21 protein-coding genes are annotated in these 20567 nt (G+C 65.1%); 10 read left to right on the top strand and 11 right to left on the bottom strand.

What is annotated here, in order from left to right; genetic code table 11:
* Positions 1–68: 68 nt before the first annotated feature.
* Positions 69–848, bottom strand: a complete 780-nt coding sequence (locus ACFQX9_RS30850; RefSeq protein WP_018454634.1) for an SDR family NAD(P)-dependent oxidoreductase — start codon at positions 846–848, stop codon at positions 69–71.
* Between the two features lie 99 nt (positions 849–947).
* On the opposite strand from ACFQX9_RS30850, the gene ACFQX9_RS30845 reads away from it, so the two are divergent.
* On the top strand, positions 948–1685 hold the full coding sequence (locus tag ACFQX9_RS30845) for an SDR family NAD(P)-dependent oxidoreductase (RefSeq protein WP_018454633.1): 738 nt from the start codon (positions 948–950) through the stop codon (positions 1683–1685).
* Between the two features lie 73 nt (positions 1686–1758).
* Positions 1759–2127, top strand: coding sequence for a CsbD family protein (locus ACFQX9_RS30840; protein ID WP_377791429.1), 369 nt, complete (start codon positions 1759–1761; stop codon positions 2125–2127).
* Between the two features lie 174 nt (positions 2128–2301).
* Here the strand turns inward: ACFQX9_RS30840 and ACFQX9_RS30835 are convergent, their stop codons facing one another.
* Both ACFQX9_RS30835 and ACFQX9_RS30830 read right to left on the bottom strand, forming a co-directional pair.
* Complete coding sequence (locus tag ACFQX9_RS30835) at positions 2302–3993, bottom strand: SGNH family hydrolase (RefSeq protein ID WP_377791428.1); 1692 nt, start codon at positions 3991–3993, stop codon at positions 2302–2304.
* 215 nt (positions 3994–4208) lie between these two features.
* Positions 4209–5606, bottom strand: a complete 1398-nt coding sequence (locus tag ACFQX9_RS30830) for a lytic murein transglycosylase (protein ID WP_204513300.1) — start codon at positions 5604–5606, stop codon at positions 4209–4211.
* A gap of 203 nt (positions 5607–5809) precedes the next feature.
* Between ACFQX9_RS30830 and ACFQX9_RS30825 the strand changes: the two genes are divergently transcribed.
* Positions 5810–6685 (top strand): UTP--glucose-1-phosphate uridylyltransferase, encoded by an 876-nt coding sequence (locus ACFQX9_RS30825; RefSeq protein ID WP_026232775.1) that lies wholly within the window; start codon positions 5810–5812, stop codon positions 6683–6685.
* Positions 6686–6791: 106 nt separating this feature from the next.
* Here the strand turns inward: ACFQX9_RS30825 and ACFQX9_RS30820 are convergent, their stop codons facing one another.
* Positions 6792–8288, bottom strand: coding sequence for a sensor domain-containing diguanylate cyclase (locus ACFQX9_RS30820; protein WP_085351759.1), 1497 nt, complete (start codon positions 8286–8288; stop codon positions 6792–6794).
* A gap of 144 nt (positions 8289–8432) precedes the next feature.
* On the opposite strand from ACFQX9_RS30820, the gene ACFQX9_RS30815 reads away from it, so the two are divergent.
* The gene (locus tag ACFQX9_RS30815) at positions 8433–8702 is read left to right on the top strand and encodes a hypothetical protein (RefSeq protein WP_018454627.1); all 270 of its coding nucleotides are present in this window, start codon (positions 8433–8435) and stop codon (positions 8700–8702) included.
* 12 nt (positions 8703–8714) lie between these two features.
* Here ACFQX9_RS30815 and ACFQX9_RS30810 read toward each other — a convergent pair whose 3' ends face one another.
* Positions 8715–11591 (bottom strand): EAL domain-containing protein, encoded by a 2877-nt coding sequence (locus ACFQX9_RS30810; protein ID WP_377791427.1) that lies wholly within the window; start codon positions 11589–11591, stop codon positions 8715–8717.
* A gap of 154 nt (positions 11592–11745) precedes the next feature.
* On the bottom strand, positions 11746–12744 hold the full coding sequence (locus ACFQX9_RS30805; RefSeq protein ID WP_018454625.1) for an NAD(P)H-quinone oxidoreductase: 999 nt from the start codon (positions 12742–12744) through the stop codon (positions 11746–11748).
* 111 nt (positions 12745–12855) lie between these two features.
* Between ACFQX9_RS30805 and ACFQX9_RS30800 the strand changes: the two genes are divergently transcribed.
* Both ACFQX9_RS30800 and ACFQX9_RS30795 read left to right on the top strand, forming a co-directional pair.
* On the top strand, positions 12856–13047 hold the full coding sequence (locus ACFQX9_RS30800) for a DUF1192 domain-containing protein (protein WP_377791426.1): 192 nt from the start codon (positions 12856–12858) through the stop codon (positions 13045–13047).
* Positions 13048–13577: 530 nt separating this feature from the next.
* Positions 13578–14087, top strand: coding sequence for a DUF1465 family protein (locus ACFQX9_RS30795; protein WP_018454623.1), 510 nt, complete (start codon positions 13578–13580; stop codon positions 14085–14087).
* Between the two features lie 88 nt (positions 14088–14175).
* On the opposite strand, the gene rpmE is transcribed toward ACFQX9_RS30795, so the two are convergent.
* The gene (gene rpmE, locus ACFQX9_RS30790) at positions 14176–14403 is read right to left on the bottom strand and encodes a 50S ribosomal protein L31 (RefSeq protein WP_018454622.1); all 228 of its coding nucleotides are present in this window, start codon (positions 14401–14403) and stop codon (positions 14176–14178) included.
* A gap of 220 nt (positions 14404–14623) precedes the next feature.
* Here rpmE and ACFQX9_RS30785 point away from each other — a divergent pair, with 220 nt between their 5' ends.
* From ACFQX9_RS30785 to ACFQX9_RS30770, 4 genes are all read left to right on the top strand, one after another.
* Positions 14624–16450 carry an ABC transporter ATP-binding protein/permease gene (locus ACFQX9_RS30785; RefSeq protein WP_377791425.1) on the top strand — a complete coding sequence of 609 codons (1827 nt, stop codon included), beginning with the start codon at positions 14624–14626 and terminating at the stop codon, positions 16448–16450.
* A gap of 422 nt (positions 16451–16872) precedes the next feature.
* Complete coding sequence (locus ACFQX9_RS30780) at positions 16873–17082, top strand: hypothetical protein (protein WP_018454620.1); 210 nt, start codon at positions 16873–16875, stop codon at positions 17080–17082.
* A 25-nt stretch (positions 17083–17107) separates the two neighbouring features.
* Positions 17108–17281: a hypothetical protein gene (locus ACFQX9_RS30775; protein WP_018454619.1), complete on the top strand. Its 174-nt coding sequence runs from the start codon at positions 17108–17110 to the stop codon at positions 17279–17281.
* 147 nt (positions 17282–17428) lie between these two features.
* Complete coding sequence (locus ACFQX9_RS30770) at positions 17429–17599, top strand: hypothetical protein (RefSeq protein WP_157642917.1); 171 nt, start codon at positions 17429–17431, stop codon at positions 17597–17599.
* A 15-nt stretch (positions 17600–17614) separates the two neighbouring features.
* Here the strand turns inward: ACFQX9_RS30770 and ACFQX9_RS30765 are convergent, their stop codons facing one another.
* The 4 genes from ACFQX9_RS30765 to ACFQX9_RS30750 all read right to left on the bottom strand — a co-directional run bounded on the left by ACFQX9_RS30765 (position 17615) and on the right by ACFQX9_RS30750 (position 20442).
* Positions 17615–17833, bottom strand: a complete 219-nt coding sequence (locus ACFQX9_RS30765) for a hypothetical protein (RefSeq protein WP_018454617.1) — start codon at positions 17831–17833, stop codon at positions 17615–17617.
* A gap of 110 nt (positions 17834–17943) precedes the next feature.
* Positions 17944–18390 (bottom strand): GNAT family N-acetyltransferase, encoded by a 447-nt coding sequence (locus tag ACFQX9_RS30760; RefSeq protein WP_018454616.1) that lies wholly within the window; start codon positions 18388–18390, stop codon positions 17944–17946.
* Positions 18390–19418: a peptidoglycan -binding protein gene (locus ACFQX9_RS30755; protein WP_018454615.1), complete on the bottom strand. Its 1029-nt coding sequence runs from the start codon at positions 19416–19418 to the stop codon at positions 18390–18392. The genes ACFQX9_RS30760 and ACFQX9_RS30755 overlap by 1 nt, the downstream gene beginning before the upstream one ends.
* Before the next feature lie 4 nt (positions 19419–19422).
* On the bottom strand, positions 19423–20442 hold the full coding sequence (locus tag ACFQX9_RS30750) for a flagellar motor protein MotA (protein WP_166517684.1): 1020 nt from the start codon (positions 20440–20442) through the stop codon (positions 19423–19425).
* Positions 20443–20567 lie beyond the last annotated feature (125 nt).

The following is a 20567-nucleotide window of genomic DNA, read 5'->3' as shown; positions in this document are numbered from 1 at the left end:
GTCTTCCCGCGAGGTGAGAACCCCGGATTGCGCTGCGCTCCATCCAGGCTACGCACCTTTGGTGCCGCTCACGCGTTGCGCGCCATCAGGCCGCCGTCGACAGGGATGACCGCGCCGGTGAGGAAGGACGCTGCCGGCAGGCACAGGCTCAGCGTCATGTGCGCGACCTCTTCGGGATCACCGTAGCGGCCGAGTGCCGTGCGGCGCTTGGCGTAGATGGTCTTGTGCTCTTCCGAGATCCGGTCGGTGATGGCGGTGCGGATCGGCCCCGGGCAAATGCAGTTGACGGTGATGCCCTCGCGGCCAAGCTCCACCGCGAGCGAGCGGGTGAGGCTGGCGACGCCGCCCTTCGCCGCCGAATAGGGGCCGTGCAATGCGGTGGCGCCGAGCGCCTCGGTCGAGGCGATGTTGACGATGCGCGGGCTCTTCGACTTGCGCAAGTGAGGCAGCGCGGCGCGGATGATGCGCGGATGCGCCGTCAGCATCACCGCGAGGCCCTTGGCCCAGGCTTCCTCATAGGCGTCGTCGTCGATCGCGACGCGCACGGAGATGCCGGCATTGTTGACGATGATGTCGAGTCCACCGAAATGTGCAGCGACGTCGCCGACCACGCGCTTGATCTTATCGCCGTCGGCAACGTCGAGCTTCCAGGCTTTCGCGGCGCCGCCGCTTGCCACGATCTCCTTCGCGACGGCCAGCGCGCCCTGCTCGTCATAATCGGTGACGGCAACGTTCGCGCCCTCAGTGGCAAACACGCGCGCCGTCGCGCGTCCCATGCCGCTGGCCGCGCCGGTAACGAGAACGGTCAGGCCCTTCACGGACCGGCTGAGTTGTTTGAAATCGGCCATGCTGTTTCCTCTGAGCCCTGCTTGTTCTTGTTGTGATTGACAAGGCTGTCATCGATCCGCAGACAGGTCAAACAAGCAAGACAATGAGGGAGGCCAGCGATGACGAACGAGCTCGATTTCTCAGGCAAGCAGGTGCTGGTTGTCGGCGGATCCAGCGGCATCGGCAACGGCATTGCGCAAGCCTTTCGCGTCAGGGGCGCGCAAGTTGCGGTCTGCGGCACGCGTGCTCACGCGAAGGAATATTCGCAAGCTGAAGGCTCGGATCTCACCGGTCTTTCCTATGCGCAGCTCGACGTCGGCAATGCCGGAGCGGTCGAAGCGTTCAAGCCGTCGTTCGATCGGCTCGATATCCTGGTGCTCGCACAGGGCGCGGTGCTCTATCGCCGCGGCGAGTTCGAGATGGCGGGCTTTCGCAAGGTCGTCGAGGTCAATTTGATGAGCCTGATGGCCTGCGCCACGCGCTTCCATCCCATGTTGCGGGACGCGCGGGGATCGCTGATTATGGTGTCCTCGACCGCGGCCTATCATTCCACCATGGGCAATCCCGCTTACAACGCGTCGAAGACCGGCGCGGTCGGACTAACGCGGACGCTGGGCGAGGCCTGGGCCGAAGATGACATCCGCGTCAACGGCATCGCGCCCGGTCTGGTCGACACCAAGATGACGAAGGTGACGACCGACAATCCCAAGCGGCTCGAAGGTGCACTTTCACGCATTCCGCTGCGGCGATTGGGCACCCCGGCTGACATGGCGGGCGCGGCGCTGTTCCTGGCATCGCCGCTGTCGTCCTACATCATCGGCCAGACATTGGTCGTCGACGGCGGGCTGATTCTCTGAGTCCAATTTCAAGTCAGATGGAACTGCGCCGCTCCTGATCGGTTACTTGGGCTGACCCCCGAGGAGGAGCATCATGGATAAGGATCGGATTGTCGGATCGGCCAAGGAATTCGCCGGACGCGCGGAAGGCGCTATCGGAGATTTGGCTAGCGATACGCAGACACAGACGTCCGGCAAGGCACGCGAAGCTGCCGGCAGTGTGCAGAATCTTTACGGCCAGGCCAAGGATGCCGTACGTGACGCCACGGACACCGCGGCAAGCTATGCCAAGGACGCCTACGACAAGCCGGCCGAAACCTTGCGTGACGGCTCGCAGGCGATTGCCCAGAAGGTGCAGGACAACCCGATGGGCGCGCTGCTGGTCGCCGGCGGCATCGGCTTTGCACTTGCACTGCTGATGGCGCGGCCTTCGCGCCGCCCGCCGCCGCGCTGGCGCTACTAGGCTAAAGCCAACGTGCGATAAGCATCAGGGCCCCGGACGCAGCGCGGCGCGTACGCCGCGCTGCCGAGCCGGGGCCCGTTCTTTTTGTGACTGTCGGACGAGCTGGGTCCCGGCTCTGCGCAGCAGCGTTTCCCGCTGCAGCGCGTCCGGGACACGAGAGCTCAGCTTAGAAAATTATCGGAACACTTCCGCCGATCGCCCGACGTTGCCAGGCGGACGCGGGATCGCAGGGTTGGGATTCGGATTGCGCGGCGCCGGCGCCAATTGACGCGGCGGGGGCGGCGGCGAGCCAAAGCCGAAGAAATCGCGCATCGATGGCGCTGCCTGTGCCGGTTGCTGCGGCGCCGGTGGCTTCTTCGGCGCAAGCTTTGGCGGGGCGATCGCCGCGGCCGCACCCGGCGTACCGCCATCGGGTGTCGTCGTGGTGGCGACCGGCGTATCGCCCTTGGCCTGCTCGCGGCCGACTTCGCGGCGCGGCCAGGCATAATCGTCGGCGCGGCCGGCGGGCGCAGCCAGTGGCTCGCCCTTCACCATCGTCTTCGCAGCCAGCGCATCGACGGCGGCAGGACGTGAGCCCGGCCCACCCAGCAATTGATCGGTCGAGATCGAGGCCGCAACCAGCGGCACGATCGGGCCGGCCAGCGGCCGCGGCGCGGGCTTGCCGGGTTCGGCACTGGTGTCGGGGGTCGCCGGTTCGCTCGGCAGCGCGATCGGGCCGGAGCGCCCGGCGAGCAGGCGGGTGATCTCGCGCTCGACATAGTGGGCGAGCTTGCGCGCGCCGGGTTTCGTGAAATAGACGCCGTCACCGCTGCGGAGCTGACGGATCTGGCCTTCGAAGTCCGGGCCCTTCTGCAAGAAGCGGCCGGCTTCGTCGACAAAGCCGTCCCAGACGTCGACATAGGTGATGCCGGCCTTGGCCGCGCCTTCGCGATAGAGCGAATCCAGGAACAGCATGTCCGCGGTGCCCTTGGGGCCACGGATGGCGGGCAGGCCGACCCAGAGCACCGGCACGCCCTTGGACTTGAGGACGTTGGCGAGCTCCTCGATCTTCTTGCCGTAGAGCTCGACCCAGCGCTCGTCGCGGAATTCGTAGAGGCCGTTCGGGTTGCGCGCGGTCTTCTCGGGCGCGGCGACCGCCGGTGCGTCAGCGTTGTCGGCATCATCCTGCGGCAGGTCGGCATCGGCCGGCTTGTCATCCGGCTTCGCGGCGATGTCGCCGGGCTTGGCATCGCCAGGCTTGGCCGGTGGTTTGCCGCGCGCGCCCTTGTCGTTCTTCTTGTCCTTGTCCGTCGCCTTGTCCGATTTATCGGGTGCTGCCGCCTCGCGGATCGCGATGCGGTCGTTGAGGCCGAGCATCACCACGATCACGTCGGGCTTCTCGGTCTCGAGAATGCCTTTCGCAGCAGCGGTCCAGTCCGAGGGCTCGCCCTTGGGCTGGTACTTGATCAGGCCCGACGTGGTCTTGTGCTTGCGGATCACGCCCATGTCGGGCTGCTCGGTGTAAGCGTCCTCCAGGCCGTAGGCGAGCCAGTCAGCCATGGCGTCGCCGATCACCAGCACGTTCCTGTCGGGAATGGTGTCGCGCTTGGCCGGCGCCGGCGCGCGCGAAAAATCCTGGCGCGGCGCTTGCGGCTGTTGCTGCTGGAACGGCGCGAAGAAGTCGCCGCCGAACCATCCGCCGCCTCCGCCTCCGCCGTTGCGCGGCGGCGGCGGAGCCGAGCGCTGCGGCGGGCCGCCGAAGCCGGGGAAGTTGAAGAACTGCGCCGAGGCGGGTCCCGCGACCGACACCAGAATCGCAAGCGCCGTCCCCAGCGCGATCAGCGGGCCAGTCTCGGTCAGCACCTTGAACAGGGACTTCTTCGACATGCGATCTCGGCACGTGCAATAGGGATCAGGACAGGCCCGATATAATAACGGAATCGGGCGCCAAACGGGCAGATTCTCTTTCAGATTCTCTTCAGATCCTTGAGATTCTGGGCCCAGATTCTCGGCCCAGAATTATTGGCCCATACACGGCGAACCGCCGCCCCGGTCAAGACTGCCGGCCAAAATCCCTGTTCAGGGTTACTTTCGGCGCGATTTTATTGCCCGCGCAGCCGATTCAGCGCGTCAGAGGAGGCAAATCCGTCCGCGGGGACCCCGATCGAGGCCTGGAAGTTGCGCAGGGCTTCCCGGGTCTGGCCGCCGAACTGGCCGTCCGGGGTGCCCTTGTAGAAGCCGCGCTGGGCCAGCAGCTGCTGGAGTTCCAGCCGCTCGGTCCGGGACAGCTCCCGTTCCTGCCGCGGCCAGGGCTGAACGAACGGCTGGCCGCCGCGGAGGCGATCGGCGAAATGGCCAATCGCCAGCGCATAGGCCTCGGCCGGGTTGTACTTCATGATGACCCGGAAGTTCTGCAGCATCAGGAAGCCGGGCCCTTGGGCACCGGCCGGCGCCAGCAGATAGGCCTTCTCGGCTGGATGCGGGAAGGGCTGGTTGGTCGGGCGCTTGAGGCCGAGCTTCTCCCACTGCGCTACCGTCATCGCCTTGGCGCGGTCGGCCAGCATGTAGTTGAAGCCTTGGGGCACCACGACCTCGTAGCCCCAGGTCTGGCCGGCCTGCCAGCCGTCCTTCTTCAGATTGTTGGCGGTCGACGCAATCAGGTCGGAGGGATTGTCGACGACGTCACGCCGGCCGTCGCCGTCGCCGTCCACGGCAAAGCGCTTGAACGCGGTCGGCATGAACTGGGTCGGGCCGAAGGCGCCGGCCCAGGAGCCGCGCAATTGTTCGGGCCTGAGATCGCCGCGGTTGAGGATCTCCAGCGCGGAGAGGAATTCGTCCTTGAAGTAAGCCTGGCGGCGGCCAATGCAGGCGAGCGTCGCGGTCGATTGCAGCACGCTGCGGTCGCCCATCTGCGTCGAGTAGTTGGACTCGATGCCCCAGATCGAGGCGATGACATAACGATCGACGCCGGTGGCTTTTTCGGTGGCCTCGAACTGCGCCTTGTATTTGGCCAGGACCTCGCGGCCCTTGGCGAGGCGGTTGTCGTTCACGAGGATGTCGAGATAATCCCAAATCGACTTGGTGAACTCGGGCTGCGAATCCATCAGGTCCATGATGCGCAGATCGGGCGCGAGGCCTGCCGTGAAGCGCTGGAAATTTTCCTGCGTGATGTTGCGCCGTGCGGCATCGGGCCACATGCCTGCGACGCAATTGTTGAAGTTACCCGCGGCCTCTCGGATCGCGGCGGCTGTCATCAGCGGATGCCCGGAGGCGCCATCCTCGCCGGTCCAAGGTTGAACTCCCGTTTGAGCGCCGCTGGGCCCGGGCGCTGCTGGCGAAGGCGCCTGGTTCGGGCCGGAGAAAATACCGCCGAACAGATTGGACAAACCGTTCTGAGCCTGCGCGCTGGCGGGAAGTGGGAACAGCAGGGCGGTCGCAATCATCGTCGCACCGGTCACGGACCCGCCCCGTTTTGCCAGCCCTGCCATTGATTGCATCATGTCCACACCTGTCCGGCCAAAATCCGCCCTCAGGAGGCCTGGTTACGGTTGCCAACAGCTTAACAAAGGTGAAATTTTGATGGTGGCCTTTTTCTTAACTCTGTGAGGATGAGGCCCCACATCCGCCTTTGTTGGCGGCTGCAAACAAGCTAGCAAGATGCCATTGCTCCCTTCACGTGTTCCTCAGGTATTCGATCAATCCCATGAAAATCCGCAAAGCCGTATTTCCCGTTGCCGGCCTCGGCACCCGCGTCCTGCCCGCCACCAAGGCGATGCCGAAGGAAATGCTGACGATCGTCGACAAGCCGCTGATCCAGTACGTCTATGACGAGGCGAGGGAAGCCGGCATCGAGCACTTCATCTTTGTCACCGGCCGCAACAAAAGTGTCATCGAAGATCATTTCGACCGGATGTTCGAGCTCGATGCGACGCTGGCCGCGCGCGGCAAGAAGACCGAGCAGGACGTTCTGGCGCAGAACCAGCCGGAGGCCGGCGCCGTCAGCTTCACCCGCCAGCAGGCGCCGCTCGGCCTCGGTCACGCGGTCTGGTGCGCGCGCGATATCGTCGGCAACGAGCCGTTCGCGGTCGTGCTGCCGGACGAGCTCGTGCTCAATTCGCCCGGCTGCCTGAAGCAGATGATCGACACCGCCAGCAAGCTCGGCGAAAAATCCAATGTCATCGCGGTCGAGGCGGTGCCCGACCATCTGACCCATCAATACGGCATCTGCGGCGTCGGCAAACGCACCGGCAAGATGTTCGAGGTCGACGGCATGGTCGAGAAGCCGGCCAAGGGCACCGCGCCCTCCAACCTCTCGATCACCGGCCGCTACATCCTGCAGCCGGAGATCTTCAAGATCCTGGAGACCCAGGAGCGCGGCGCCGGCGGAGAGATCCAACTCACCGATGCCATGATCGGCCTCGCCAGATCGCAAAGCTTCTACGGCGTCGAGTTCGAGGGCGAGCGCCATGATTGCGGCTCCAAGCCCGGCTTCCTCCGCGCCAACATCGCCTACGGCCTGAAGCGGCCGGAGCTGCGTGACGGGCTCATTGCGGAAATGAAGAAGTATTTGGGGCAGTAGCGCTCCGCTCGTCATTGCGAGGAGCGAAGCGACGAAGCAATCCAGGCTGTCTTCGCGGAGACAGTCTGGATTGCTTCGCTTCGCTCGCAATGACGGAACGAAACCCTCACGCCACCAGCGACAGCTTCGGCAAGCTTGCGACCACCGACTGGTTGCGGCCGCCGGCTTTTGCGGCGTAGAGCGCCTTGTCGGCGGCGGCGACCAGGATCGGCCAGTCCATGCCGGTGGTGGGAACGAGGCTCGCGATGCCGCAGGACACCGTCGAGCTCGTGTGGTCGTCGGACCATCCCTGCACCTTGGCGCGGATCTTCTCGGCCACCAGGAGGGCGTCCGTGACCGAGGTGCCCGGCAGCAGCACGGCGAATTCCTCACCGCCATAGCGCGCGGCGCAGTCGCCGGCGCGGCTCACCGAATCGGAAATGCAGATGGCGATGCCGACCAGCACCTGGTCGCCGGCCTGATGGCCGAACGTGTCGTTGTAGGCCTTGAAGTGATCGGCATCGATCATCAACAGCGCGATCGGCGTCTGCTGCCGCATCGCGCGGCGCCATTCGACGTCGATCACCTGGTCGAACTTGCGGCGGTTCTTCAGGCCGGTGAGCGCGTCGGTCGTCGCCATCTCCTCGAGCTTGCGCTCGGCCTCGGCGCGCCGGCCGATCTCGCGCGCGAGCACCAGCGTCGATGCCAGCATGAACAGGCTGAGCGCCACGACCACGGCGCCGATGCGGTAGGCTTCCCTCTGCCAGAGCTCGAACACGGTGTTCAGTGGCTTACCTGCCACCACGAATAGCGGGCTGGTCCCACCGCTGCGGACATAGAGCCGCGGCGTGCCGTCGATCGGCCCCTGTCCGGCGAATGCGCTGCCGACCTTCAGATTTTCGGCCTTCCAGACCGGCCGGTCGGCCAGATTCGTGCCGATCACGTCGAGATCAAACGGCCGCCGCATCATGACAGTACGGTCGCGCCTGAGCACGGTGATGGTATCGTCGGGATCGAGGCTCAGCCGCTCGAACAATTCGTGGAAATAGCTGAAGCGGATCGATCCGGCGACGACGCCGAGAAAGCCGCCGTCGGTATCGCTGATGCGCCGGCTCAGCACGATCGAATAAGCGCCGCGGAACAGCATGGGACGGCTGATGAAGAGCCCGGCTTGCGGATTGTCCCGATGGGCCTTGAAGTAATCCTCGTCGCCCCGGTTCACGACAACGGGATCGAGCGTCGAGGCGTCAATGGTCAACCGGCCGTCGGCGTCGAACACCTGGATCGCGCCGAAATGCCTCGCCGTGGTCGAATGGTCGAACAGGATGAGGTGACGGATCGGCTTCGAGACCGTGGCGATTTCCGGCAGCAGCATGTTGCTGGCGACCGCCTTAAGGGCCAGATCGTAGATCTCGATGTTGCGGCTGACGTCGGACTCGATGGTCGTCGCCAGGTTTTCCAGCGTCTGGCGGGCGAGCGCCTCCTCGCCTCGGCGCATGTCCAGCATGACGTTGACGCAAATGGCGGAAAAGCCGATCACCGTCACCACGGACGAGATGATCAGCAGCTTCGCCGAAAGCCGCCATGGCCGCCGGGCCGTGACGTCGCGCCATCGAGACAACATCGTTTGCTCCCGACACCAGTGAATGCGCCCGAAAGCTTGAGTAGTGTTTAAGCCGGGACGGCGCTGCCGGAATGAGTTAAAAATTGGTTTCCGCGGCTCACGTTTTTGGGCAAAGCGGAGCTTCGACCAGCGAAGAGGACAGCGGTGAACGACTACGACGCGTTGCGCGATTATCTGATGCGGCAGAAGCAGGCGGAATTCGTGCTGACCTATGAACAGATCGAAGAGATTATCGGCGCGGCCCTGCCGCGCGCGGCGAATCGTGCCTCATGGTGGGACAGCCTGCGCAGCCCGGATATCCAGATGCCGCAACGCGAAGCCTGCCTCGCCGCGGGTTTCAAGGCGATGCGGATGCCGGACGGTGCGAGCGTGCGGTTCACCAAGCTGAAGAGTGACCGGCGCAGGCCTGGGTGAGGCGAAGGGAAGCTAGCTCGCCGCTTCCAGGCGCACTTCCGTGAGCAGGCGCGTCGCGGCGTCGGCATCCATGGGTTCGCCAAAGGCGAACCCTTGCGCGTATTCGCAGCCCATCTGGTAGAGCTCGACCGCGTCGGAATCGGTCTCGGCACCTTCGGCGACCACGTCCATGCCGAGGTCGTGCGCGAGCGCGATGATGGACTTCAGGATCACCGGGCGGGTGCCGCGGTTGGTGGTGCGCACGAAGGACTGGTCGATCTTGATGGTGTCGAACGGGAAGCGCTGCAGATAGGCCAGCGACGAATGGCCGGTGCCGAAATCGTCGAGCGACAGCCCGGTGCCGAGTTCGCGGATGCGCGTCAGCATCTGCGCCGCGTGCTCCGGATTCTCCATCACCAGCGATTCCGTCAATTCCAGCTTCAGCGTGCCGCGCGCGACCGAGGAGCGCGACAGCACGGTGCGGATGTCGTGGATCAGATCGTGGCGCAGCAATTGGCGCGAGGAGACGTTGACCGATGCGAAGATCGGCTCGCGCGAGCGCATCGCGCGCTGCCAGATCGAGAGCTGCTTGGCGGTCTGGTCGAGCACGAACATGCCGAGGTCGATGATCAGGCCGGTCTCTTCCGCGATGGTGATGAATTCCGAGGGCGCCATGCGTCCGAGCTTGGGATGATCCCAGCGCACCAGCGCCTCGAAGCCGGCGACCGAACGGTCTTCAAGCCGCACGATCGGCTGGTACAGGATCGTGAGCTCCTGCCGCTCGATGGCGCGGCGCAGTTCGCTCTCCAGCGTCAGCCGGTCGGTTTTTCGCGCGCGCATCGCGGACTTGTAGACGTCGATGCGGTCGCCGCCGATGCGCTTGGAGTGATACATCGCGAGCTCGGCGTCCTTGATGATCTCGTCCGTGAGCTGAACTTGCGGATCGGACAGGGCGAGGCCGATCGAGGCCGTGAGAAAGATCTCGCGTTCGTTGAAGGCGATCGGCGCGCGGATGGTCTTGCGGATGGTCTCGGCGAAGGCGGTGATGCGGGCGGGGTCCTGCTCCGAGAGCAGGATCAAGCCGAACTGGTCGCCGGCGAGCCGCGCCAGCGTATCCTGCGGCTTCAGGATGCGGGTGAGGCGGCGGGCCAGCGTCAGCAGGATGGAATCGCCGACCGCGATGCCGACGGAATCGTTGACCTGCTTGAAGCGGTCGAGGTCGATCACCATCAGCGTCGGCCGCAGCGTCGGCATGGTCTTGGCGAAATGCGCGACGGCGCCGAGCCGGTCCATGAACAGCTTGCGGTTGGGCAGACCGGTGAGATTGTCATGCACCGAATCGTGCAGCAGGCGCTCCTCGGCGTTGCGCAGCTCGGTGACGTCGGTGAGGGTGCCGACCACGCGCGAGACCTCGCCGTCGGAGCCGACCACCGGGCGCGCCTTCAGCGCGAACCACATGAAGTGACCGTCCGGCGTGCGCAGGCGGAAATCCTGCACCAGGCGGCCGCGGCGCTGGTCGAGCACGCTGTCGAGCGCGGCGCGGAAACGGTCCTGGTCGAGCGGGTGCAGCACTTCGAGCCAGGAGGCGGCCGGGCCTTCCAGCGTGCCGCGCTTGAGGCCGAGCAGGGCCTCGGTCTCAGGGCTGGTAAAGACCTTGTCGGCGGACACGTCCCAGTCCCAGATCAAATCGCCGGAACCGGCCAGCGCCAACGCGCGGCGCTCGATGTCGGAGACGACGCCGGTGGTGGCGCCGCCGCCCGCGAACGCATGCTGCATCACCGTGAAGCCGATCAGCATCACGATCAGCACGAGGCCGCCGAGCAGGGCAGGGCCGACGATGTCGTTGGTGACGGAGCCTGCGACCGTCATGCCGGCCGCGACCACCCAGACCACCAGCAGGAACCAGGTCGGGATCAGCAGCACCGCGCGGTCGAAGCCGTGGGTGGAGAGATAGACGATCAGCGCGAAGCCGGCGAAGGCAATCAGCACCAGCGAGATGCGCGCGATGCCGGAGGCCACCGCAGGGTCGAACAGGGCCAGCGCAACGAGAGAGCCCAGGAACGCGAGCCAGCCCACCGTGATGTGCGAATAGCGCACGTGCCATCGACTGAGATTGAGATAGGCGAACAGGAACACCAGCAGCGTCGCCGCCAGGATCGCCTCACCCGCCGCGCGCCAGATGCGCTCGGCGTTGTTCGACATGTCGAGCACCTTGCCCCAGAAGCCGAAATCGACGCCGATATAGACCAGCACCGCCCAGGCCAGCGCCGCGGCGGCCGGGAACATGATGCTGCCCTTGACCACGAACAGGATGGTCAGCACCAGCGCCAGCAAGCCGGAGATGCCGATCACGATGCCCTGGTACAGCGTGAATGAGTTGACCTTGTCCTTGTAGGATTCCGGCTCCCACAGATAGAGCTGCGGCAGCTTGTCGGTGCGCAGCTCCGCGACGAAGGTGACGACGGCGCCGGGATCGAGCGTGACGCGGAAGACGTCGGCGGTCGGGCTCTCCTGTCGCTCCGGCCGGTCGCCGGTCGAGGGCGTGATGGTCGCGATGCGCGACAGCCCGAGGTCGGGCCACAGCAGCCCCGAGGAGACGATACGGTAATGCGGGGCGACGATCAGGCGGTCGAGCTGGTCGTCGGTGTTGTTGGCGAGCGCGAACACCACCCAGTTCTGGCCGCCTTCGCGGGCGCGCACCTCGATGCGGCGGACGATGCCGTCGGTGCCGGGCGCGGTCGAGACCTGGATGCGGTCGGCGTCGCTGCGCTGATGCTCGAGCACACCGGTGAGGTCGATCGCGGGCGCGTCACCGCGGACGCTGACAGCGTCCAGCGCGCGCGCCGGGAATGCGCAGACGAGAATCATGAGGCCCAGCGCTATGGGCGCGAGGCACCTGATCAGACGCAAGGTCAGTTCTCCGCGTTCGACGCAAACTCTTCGGTGCAGGCTCTTCGGTGCACGGCGTTTTCCGAACGGAACAAGGTGGTTCGGTGCGTCGCGATAGATGCCACGAAAGCGAGGAAAATCAAAGGGTTTCCGGCTTGCCCTGTGGGCCGTTGGCCTAGACCTCCAACACAATTTTGCCAATATGTGCCGAGGTTTCCATCCGCCGGTGCGCGTCGGATGCTTTTTCCAGCGGGAAAGTGCTGTCCATCAGCGGCTTGACGCGGCCTTCGCGCAACAGCGGCATCACTTTCGCCTCGATCGCGGCCACCATCGCCGCCTTGTCCGCATTACTACGGGGGCGCAGCGTCGAGCCGGTATGGGTCAGGCGCTTCACCATCACCTTGGCGATGTTGACGGTGACCTTGGGCCCGTTGAGGGTCGCGATCTGCACGATGCGGCCGTCGAGCGCTGCGGCGTCATAGTTGCGATCGACATAGTCGCCGGCGACCATGTCGAGGATCAGATTGGCGCCGGCATTGTTGGTCTCCGCCTTGACCACGGCGACGAAGTCTTCGGTCTTGTAGTTGATGGCACGATCCGCGCCGAGCTTGAGGCAGGCATCGATCTTGTCCTGCGATCCCACGGTGACGATCACCTTGGCGCCGAAAGCTTTTGCGAGCTGGATCGCCATGGTGCCGATGCCGGAAGAGCCGCCGTGGATCAGCAGCGTCTCGCCGGCCTTCAGGGCGCCGCGCTCGAACACATTGTGCCAGACCGTCATCAGTGTTTCCGGCAGTGCGCCGGCTTCCTTGATCGACAGCGACGGCGGCACGCTCATCGCCTGACCGTCCTGCGCGATGCAGTACTGCGCATAACCGCCACCGGCGACCAGCGACATCACCTTGTCGCCGATCTTGTGCCGCTTGGCGTTGCTGCCGACGGCCACCACTTCGCCGGCGATTTCGAGGCCGGGCAGGTCGCTGGCGCCGGGGGGCGGCGGATAGGCGCCGGAGCGCTGCGCGACATCGGGCCGGTTGACGCCGGCGGCCTGCACCTTGACCAGGATCTCGTCGGGGCCGGGCTGCGGCAGCGCCCGTTGTTCCGGCACCAGCACCTCCGGTCCGCCGGGTTTCGAGATGGCGACCACGGTCATTTGCGCGGGCAGCTTGTCCATGATGTGTCCTTGAGCAAAGGTGCGGGATGGAACGAGGCCATTGCTTAGCCAGCGCGGTGCAGGCTGGCAACCGCCTCAGCCGCTTGTGAGGCGAACGCAGGAGGAACCAGGATGGCGATGGAAGACGACGACCGCCCGCGCAAGCAGATCAGCCATGACATCGGACAGGATCTCTCAGTCTTGTCGGTGGAGGAACTGACCGACCGCATCGCGCTGCTCAAGGGCGAGATCGCAAGATTGGAAGAAGCCGCAACAAAGAAGCGCGCCTCGCGTGATGCTGCCAACAGCGTTTTTAAGTCGTAGCGAATTGGAAGAGGAGCGCCAGCTACTTCCACGGCGTCATGGCCGGGCATAGCCGTCCGAAGGACGGCGTCGCTTCCGCTCGCCTATGTCCCGGCCATCCACGTTCTTGATCTTTCGCCGAAGGAGAGGACGTGGAAGCCCGGGCATGAGGGGCAGTTTGTTCCGCGGGCCCACTCGGCCACTGACCGACATGGCTAACGAACCCTCAAGATAATCGCTCGTTTACTCCACATTAAGCTTTCGAGTTTATGACTGGGAACTGTCCTCGTTTGGACACCGAGTGGCTCCTGTCCACTCTGTTTGACGCCTCCCTGTTATCAACTTTCAAAGCCGCCGGTTTTCCGGCGGCTCTTTTTTTGCGCCCAGCTCCGCCTTTTTGCGTCTCGCCGCGGTTGAATTCCGGGCAAAGACCCGCGGAAACCATATCCGCGCTTGTCACTGGACTCGGCGTCTCGCCCGCGCAATGATTTGTTCATCATAAGCCGGTGCCAAAGCCGGGCAGTCAGACAGTTGCGTAAGGGGCGTTAACCATGGAACGTTTGCAAGCCGAAGGCGCTCTCGTTCAACTCAGCGAGCGGTTCACCAATTCTGCGGCGTTCGGCGTCCTGTTCCGCGAGGGCATGGACTTGGTCGAGGAGACCGCCGCCTATCTCGATGGCGCCGGCCGCACCGAGGCCAAGGCGCTCGATCGTGCCGTCAGCCTCACCTATGCGACCGAGAGCATGCGTCTGACCACCCGCCTGATGCAGCTCGCCTCGTGGCTGCTGCTGCACCGCGCCGTGAAGGAAGGCGAGATGACGCTGGGCCAGGCCAATCGCGAAAAGACCAAGGTCAAGCTCTCCGCCGCCGATCCCGGCTCAACCGACACCATCGAGAAGCTGCCGTCGCAGCTCCAGGACCTGATCCATCGCTCGATGAGCCTTCAGACCCGCGTGCGCCGCCTGGACAACACCATCCACACCCCGCCGGTCGATCATTCCTCGATCGGCAACCCGCTGGTGCCGCATCTCAACGCGTTGAAGGCGGCGTTCGAGCGGTAAGCTCCCGTCATCGCGACGAGCGCCCCCAAAACAAAAAACGCCTCCGGCTCTCCGGGGGCGTTTTCGTCTCCAGCCTCGAGGGGCCGGATCAATCCTTTTTGAGAAAGCCCGAAAACTTCTTCTGGAAGCGCGAGACGCGGCCGCCGCGATCCAGCAGCTGCGCGTTGCCGCCGGTCCAGGCCGGGTGCGACTTGGGGTCGATGTCGAGGTTCAGCGTGTCGCCTTCCTTGCCCCAGGTGGAGCGGGTCAGGTACTCGGTTCCGTCGGTCATCACGACCTTAATCGTATGATAGTTCGGGTGAATTTCGGCTTTCATGGCAATTCCTCGGCGCCCCGGCGCCTCACTTGAGTGGCTATCGAATGACGGATTTGGCGGGGTCTATACCCCACGGGCCCCTGTAAAACAAGCCATTGCAAGCCTTTTGAGGGCCTTAGCGGGCCGGGCTGCCCCCTAAGGGACTTCCCGGATTTGCCACTCCCGCTCGCCCGGCCTATTTGGGACGGACCACCTTCTCTTTGTCTTTTGGTCGGATCTCATGAGCGCAGTAGAACGGCTTGAAACCGGGCCCGCGGAAGCCCCGTCGATCGAGGCCGACCTGATCGAGGCGCCGGCGAAGAGCCGCGCGAAGCTGCGGCCGCTGTTGGCGCTCGCGCCCTATGTCGCCCGCTATCGCGGCCGGGCGGCGCTGGCCTTTGTCGCGCTGACGATCGCGGCGCTGACCACCCTGCTGGTGCCGGTCGCGGTGCGCAGGATGATCGATTTCGGCCTGACGCCTGAGGGCATCGAGCTGATCAACAGCTACTTCTCGGTGATGATCGCCGTCGTCGCCGTGCTCGCGCTGGCGAGTGCCGCGCGCTACTACCTCGTAATGACGATCGGCGAGCGCATCGTCGCCGATCTCAGGCGCGACGTCTTCGCCCATCTGCTCTCGCTGTCGCCGGCCTTCTTCGATTCCGCGCGCAGCGGCGAGCTGGTGTCGCGCCTCACCGCCGACACCACGCAGATCAAATCCTCCGTTGGCGCCTCGGTCTCGATCGCGCTGCGCAATCTGATGATGTTCTTCGGTGCCGCGGCGATGATGGTGATCACCAGCCCGCGTCTGTCGGGATTCGTGCTGCTGGCGATTCCCCTGATCGTGCTGCCGCTGGTCGCCTTCGGGCGCTGGGTGCGGCGGCTGTCGCGCAACGCGCAGGACACGCTGGCCGAGGCCTCCGCCTATGCGAGCGAGCTGGTCGGTGCGATCCGTACCGTGCAGGCCTATACCAGCGAGAGCCTCGCCGAGAGGCGCTTCGGCGGCGAGGTCGAGCAGGCCTATGAAGCCGCGCGCACCTCCACGCAGGCGCGTGCCGTGCTCACCGCCATCATCATCTTCATCGTGTTCGCAAGCGTGGTCGCGATCCTCTGGATCGGTTCGCACGACGTGCTGACCGGCACCATCACGCCGGGCCGGCTCGGCCAGTTCGTGCTCTATGCGGCCTTCGCCGCGGCCGGCCTCGGCCAGCTCAGCGAAGTCTGGGGCGAGATCTCGGCGGCATCAGGCGCTGCCGAGCGCCTGTTCGAGATCCTGCATGTGCAGCCCGACATCACCGCGCCCGCGTCGCCGCGCGCGCTGCCGGTGCCGGCGCGCGGCGAAGTCGGCTTCGACCAGGTCAGCTTCGCCTATCCGGCGCGGCGCGACGTCAATGTGCTCGATGCCGTGTCGTTCGCCGTGCGTCCCGGCGAGAAGGTCGCGATCGTCGGTCCGTCCGGTGCCGGCAAGAGCACGATCTTTCATCTCTTGTTGCGCTTCTACGATCCGCGCAGCGGCGCGATCTCGCTCGACGGCGTGCCGGTCAAATCCGCCGATCCCCGTGAATTCCGTTCGCGCATTGCGCTGGTGCCGCAGGAATCCAACGTGTTCGCGGCCAGTGCCCGCGACAACATCCGCTTCGGCCGGCCCGATGCCACCGATGCCGAGGTCGAGCGCGCGGCCGAGCTGGCGCACGCCGCCGAGTTCATCCGCCGCCTGCCCGAAGGTTTCGACACCCCGCTCGGCGAGCGCGGCGTGACGCTGTCCGGCGGCCAGCGCCAGCGCATCGCGATTGCGCGCGCGATCCTGCGCGATGCGCCGCTGCTGCTTCTGGACGAAGCCACCTCCGCGCTCGATGCCGAAAGCGAGACGTTGGTGCAGACCGCGCTGGAAGAGCTGATGCGCCACCGCACCACGCTCGTCATCGCGCACCGCCTCGCAACCGTCTTGTCGTGCGACCGCATCCTGGTGATGGACCAGGGCCGGATCGTCGAGCAGGGCACGCATCCGGAGCTCGTCGCTGCGAACGGGCTCTATGCCAGGCTGGCGAGGTTGCAGTTCGAGGGGGCGTGAGGCGAGGTAGTCTGGACTGCCGCTTCATTCAGGCTGTCATCCCCCGCGCAGGCGGGCGATCCAGTACTCCGAGACGGAAGTGATCAAGCGATAAGCCGCGGCGTACTGGATTCCCCGCCTCCGCGGGGAATGACAGCGGAGCTTTTGGCGAGAGCGTCGCACCACGTGGTCTCCCTTCGTAGCCGGGTCGATAGCGGACATTTGTCGATCTGATCGGCTGCGCGATTCGAATCGGCCACATCGTAAGGTGATCGATGGAAGCGGCGCTGCTGGCTGTCGCAGAACATGGGCGTCGTCGTTTTGATGAGTTTCGGAATGCTCGTCGTTGGCTTCCGGAATTTCGGACAGCGTTGGCGCGCCCGGAGGGAGTGGACGGCCGCGGCTGCTGAAGCTAGGGTTCGGGCCGACCCAGGAGACGCCAAATGCCTTATTCGACAGCCGACCAGACCCGAGGCGAGCGCAACGGCAAGCTTGTCGCCGACGTCTTCTGCGCGCTCTTGCTTGCTACCTTTTCCGTGGTCTTCTTCGGTTGGCTCGGCGGTCTGGCCGCCTTCATTGTCGTCGAAAGTTGCCTGCTCGCAATCGATTGGGTGGTTCCTAGCAAGAACGATGCGGCAGGCGTTGTTCGTTGAGCTGACGGAGTGGACGGTGTTGTGAATGATTGTTCTGATCGGTCCGGTACTGTTCATCCTCCTCATCCTGTTCGCTATTCGACAGCAGATGCGCGGCCTTGCGGGGTGGAAAGCGGCGCTGCTTGTTGTCGCTGGTAGCGGCGTCATCGTTGTGCTGAGTTTCGGATTGCCCATCGTGGGCTTCCGGAATTTCGGATAGGGCAGCCCGCGCCCCTGAGCCGAGTGGATGAACCTTGCAGTTCCCCCGGATGTGGCGCCTAATCAGGTATCGCCGGCCAAAGGCTCGTCCGTAGGCGTCGGTGCCTGAGAGATGATTTGTGCTCCCGCCTCAATGGGAGTGCGCCTCATGGCCCCGCCATTCAGCAAGGAAACCCACGAACTTTTGGAGCGGGCGCAGCGAGCGATCGATGAGTCGATCCGGCTTCGCGAAGACAGCCAACGCGCGATCCGCCAAGCCGAAAGCTGGCAGTTCGAGCTTGAACTCCGCTTGAGCCGAGAGCGCACCGCGGCGAGTTGACGGCAGCACTGCTTATCAGCACTTCGGCGACAGCGCCGGCACGTTCGGCCATGGCCAGTTCTTCCAGCTCCCGTCCTCATCAACGCAGGCCGATGGCCCAAGGCCATTCGTCGGAGCACTCGTCGTCTTGACCGGCGTGGCGAGGTGCTGGTCGACATAGCTCGTCGAAACATATCCGGCGACGATGACGCCGAGCAGGACCGAAGACCCCTTGGCCAGATCGCTCAATTTCATCGGTCATCTCCATCCGCTTGCCGGCGCAACTTGCGGGCACAACGACTAGCTGACGTCCTGGGATCCCGACGTGACGGCCGTCACGCGTCCAGAATCAAGATCGCCAGAATCTAAGGTTGCCAAATCATCTTCAGCACCGGACGTCCCGAGGTCGGGTTCACCTCGTCGCCGGCATGCGCGAAGCCTTTGCGCTCGTAGAAGCGGATGGCGCGGCTGTTGTCCTTGTTGACAAGCAGCGTCACGCCCGCCGGTGACAGGCGCTTGGCCTCATCCACCAGCAGCCGCGCCGCGTCCGAGCCCCAGTGCGCGGGATCGACCACGAGCTGGTCGAGATAACCGTCGCCGTCGATGGTGACGAAGCCGGTCAGCGCGCCGTCCTGCTCCGCGACCACGATCGAAGCCTTCGGCACCAGCTCCTTGCGCCAGCGCTCGCGCCACCAGTCCAGGCGGGCCGCGAAGTCGATCTGCGGATAGGCCTGCTGCCAGGTGCGATGCCACAGGTCAATCGAGGCGGCCTCGTCCTCGGGACGGTAACGGCGGAGGTGGAGGGCGCTCACTACCGCTCCGTCAGCTTCAGCTCGATGCGGCGGTTGCGCTTGTAGGCTTCCTCGGTGTTGGCCGTGTCGAGCGGCTGGAATTCGCCGAAGCCGGCGGCGACCAGGCGCTGGGCCGGCACGCCGAGCGAGATCAGGTACTGCACCACGGAGATCGAGCGCGCGGCCGAGAGGTCCCAGTTCGACTTGAAGTTCGGACCGTTGACCGGGCGCACGTCGGTATGGCCGTCGACACGCAGCACCCAGGGGATCTCGTTCGGGATTTTCTTGTCGAGATCGATCAGCGCGGTTGCGAGCGTGTCGAGCTCGGCGCGGCCTTCGGGCAGCAGCACCGCCTGTCCGGTGTCGAAGAACACTTCGGACTGGAATACGAAGCGATCGCCGACGATGCGGATGTCGGGGCGGTTGCCGAGGATGGCGCGCAGGCGGCCGAAGAATTCCGAGCGATAGCGCGACAATTCCTGCACGCGCTGCGCCAGGGCGACATTCAGGCGAGAGCCCAGGTCGGCGATGCGATTTTGCGATTCCTTGTCGCGCTTCTCGCTAACGTCGAGCGCCTCTTCCAGCGCGGCCAATTGCCGCCGCAGCGCGCTGATCTGCTGGTTCAGCACCTCGATCTGCGCCAGCGCCCGGGCCGAAACCGCCTTCTCGGAATCCAGCGCCTTGCCGAGCTCGGAGGACTTGCCCTGCGCATCGTTGCCGGCCGCGGCGAGCCCCTCATAGAGGCCCTTGATGCGGTCGCGCTCGCTCTCGGCCGAAGCGAGGCCGGCTTTCAGCGACGAGACCTGGTCGTCGAGCGTGAGCTTGCCGAGCTTCTCCAGCGACAGTAATTCGTTGAGCTGCGCGATCTTGGCGTTGAGCTGCTCCAGCGCCTTGTCCTTGCCGGTGACCTCCTGCGACAGGAAGAACTGCACGACCAGGAACACCGACAGCAGGAACACGATCGACAGCACCAGCGTCGACAGCGCGTCGACGAAGCCGGGCCAGTAGTTGAAGGAGGTATCGCCGCGGCGACCGCGCGCCAGTGCCATGTCGCTAACCCTTCTCGGGCTGACGCGCGATGCGCTCCAGCAGGCGCCGGATCTCGCGGTTCTGCTCGCCCTGGCCGTCGGCCCATTCGCGGATCATCTGCTGCTCGGTCCGCATATGCGAGACCAGCGCCTGAATGGCTTCGGCGAGGCTCGCCATCGCCGCGGTGGTGCCGCGGCTGCCGCTACCCTCCTCGAGCACGGAGCGTAAGCGCTCGACGACGGCCTGAAGCTCGCCGCTGGCAATGCCACCGCCAGTGCCGGCAACAGAGACCTCGCCGCTGCCATACTCGCGCACGGTGGTGGCAAGCCAGTCTTCGAGGTCGGTGTAGAAACGGTTCTGCGCCTGGCTCGATTGCAGGTCGAGGAAGCCCAGGATCAGCGAGCCGGCGAGGCCGAACAGCGAGCTCGAGAACGAGATGCCCATGCCGCCGAGCGGGGCGGCCAGCCCCTCTTTCAGCGTGTCGAACAGGGCCCCGGAATCGCCGCCGACCTTGAGCCCGTCGATCACCTTGCCGACCGAGCCGACCGTCTCGATCAAGCCCCAGAACGTGCCGAGCAGGCCGAGGAAGACCAGCAGCCCGGTCATGTAGCGGGAGATGTCGCGGGCCTCGTCGAGGCGGGTCGCGATCGAATCGAGCAGGTGCCGCATGGTGGTCTGGGTGATCGACATCCGCCCGGTGCGCTCGCCGCCGAGGATCATCGCCATCGGCGCCAGCAGCTTGGGGTGGCGGGCGGGCGCAAGGCCGGGATCGGCGATGCGGAAATTGTTGACCCAGGAGACTTCGGGATACAGCCGGATCACCTGGCGGAAGGCCAGGATGATGCCGATGAACAGCACGCCGCCGATCAGGGCATTGAGGCCGGGATTGGCGAAGAAGGCCTGGATGATCTGCTTATAGAGCACCACGCCCACCAGGGTGCAGAGCACCAGGAAGACCAGCATCCGCACCAGGAAGACGCTGGGCGAGGATAGCTTGGTGTATTCGATGTCGAGGGAGGAGCGGGGCGAGGCGCCTGGCGGCATGGCCGGTATCATCCGTTAACTTGCTTGCGGCGCGCACTATGGCACAGCGCCAGCCCAAAAAAAGCGCCGGATGCGCCGATTTCGGGGAGAGCTGGGGAACCCAAAGCTGAAACCGGGCTTTGGTA

Origin of the sequence: Bradyrhizobium sp. GCM10028915 (assembly GCF_042666195.1) — a bacterium.
Lineage (GTDB): Bacteria > Pseudomonadota > Alphaproteobacteria > Rhizobiales > Xanthobacteraceae > Bradyrhizobium > Bradyrhizobium canariense_D.
The sequence above is the reverse complement of the archived record's forward strand: the minus strand, read 5'-3'. Positions and strand labels throughout refer to the sequence as shown.

What these genes read in the sequence shown, in the direction of transcription:
- ACFQX9_RS30780 (WP_018454620.1), top strand. Translation starts at nt 16,873, where the DNA reads ATGCCTTATTCGACAGCCGACCAGACCCGAGGCGAGCGCAACGGCAAG.
- ACFQX9_RS30845 (WP_018454633.1), top strand. Translation starts at nt 948, where the DNA reads ATGACGAACGAGCTCGATTTCTCAGGCAAGCAGGTGCTGGTTGTCGGC.
- ACFQX9_RS30755 (WP_018454615.1), bottom strand. Translation starts at nt 19,418, where the DNA reads ATGGCACTGGCGCGCGGTCGCCGCGGCGATACCTCCTTCAACTACTGG.
- ACFQX9_RS30850 (WP_018454634.1), bottom strand. Translation starts at nt 848, where the DNA reads ATGGCCGATTTCAAACAACTCAGCCGGTCCGTGAAGGGCCTGACCGTT.
- ACFQX9_RS30795 (WP_018454623.1), top strand. Translation starts at nt 13,578, where the DNA reads ATGGAACGTTTGCAAGCCGAAGGCGCTCTCGTTCAACTCAGCGAGCGG.
- ACFQX9_RS30830 (WP_204513300.1), bottom strand. Translation starts at nt 5,606, where the DNA reads ATGATGCAATCAATGGCAGGGCTGGCAAAACGGGGCGGGTCCGTGACC.
- ACFQX9_RS30835 (WP_377791428.1), bottom strand. Translation starts at nt 3,993, where the DNA reads ATGTCGAAGAAGTCCCTGTTCAAGGTGCTGACCGAGACTGGCCCGCTG.
- ACFQX9_RS30750 (WP_166517684.1), bottom strand. Translation starts at nt 20,442, where the DNA reads ATGCCGCCAGGCGCCTCGCCCCGCTCCTCCCTCGACATCGAATACACC.
- ACFQX9_RS30840 (WP_377791429.1), top strand. Translation starts at nt 1,759, where the DNA reads ATGGATAAGGATCGGATTGTCGGATCGGCCAAGGAATTCGCCGGACGC.
- ACFQX9_RS30820 (WP_085351759.1), bottom strand. Translation starts at nt 8,288, where the DNA reads ATGTTGTCTCGATGGCGCGACGTCACGGCCCGGCGGCCATGGCGGCTT.
- ACFQX9_RS30805 (WP_018454625.1), bottom strand. Translation starts at nt 12,744, where the DNA reads ATGGACAAGCTGCCCGCGCAAATGACCGTGGTCGCCATCTCGAAACCC.
- ACFQX9_RS30800 (WP_377791426.1), top strand. Translation starts at nt 12,856, where the DNA reads ATGGCGATGGAAGACGACGACCGCCCGCGCAAGCAGATCAGCCATGAC.
- ACFQX9_RS30765 (WP_018454617.1), bottom strand. Translation starts at nt 17,833, where the DNA reads ATGAAATTGAGCGATCTGGCCAAGGGGTCTTCGGTCCTGCTCGGCGTC.
- rpmE (WP_018454622.1), bottom strand. Translation starts at nt 14,403, where the DNA reads ATGAAAGCCGAAATTCACCCGAACTATCATACGATTAAGGTCGTGATG.
- ACFQX9_RS30775 (WP_018454619.1), top strand. Translation starts at nt 17,108, where the DNA reads ATGATTGTTCTGATCGGTCCGGTACTGTTCATCCTCCTCATCCTGTTC.
- ACFQX9_RS30785 (WP_377791425.1), top strand. Translation starts at nt 14,624, where the DNA reads ATGAGCGCAGTAGAACGGCTTGAAACCGGGCCCGCGGAAGCCCCGTCG.
- ACFQX9_RS30770 (WP_157642917.1), top strand. Translation starts at nt 17,429, where the DNA reads ATGGCCCCGCCATTCAGCAAGGAAACCCACGAACTTTTGGAGCGGGCG.
- ACFQX9_RS30825 (WP_026232775.1), top strand. Translation starts at nt 5,810, where the DNA reads ATGAAAATCCGCAAAGCCGTATTTCCCGTTGCCGGCCTCGGCACCCGC.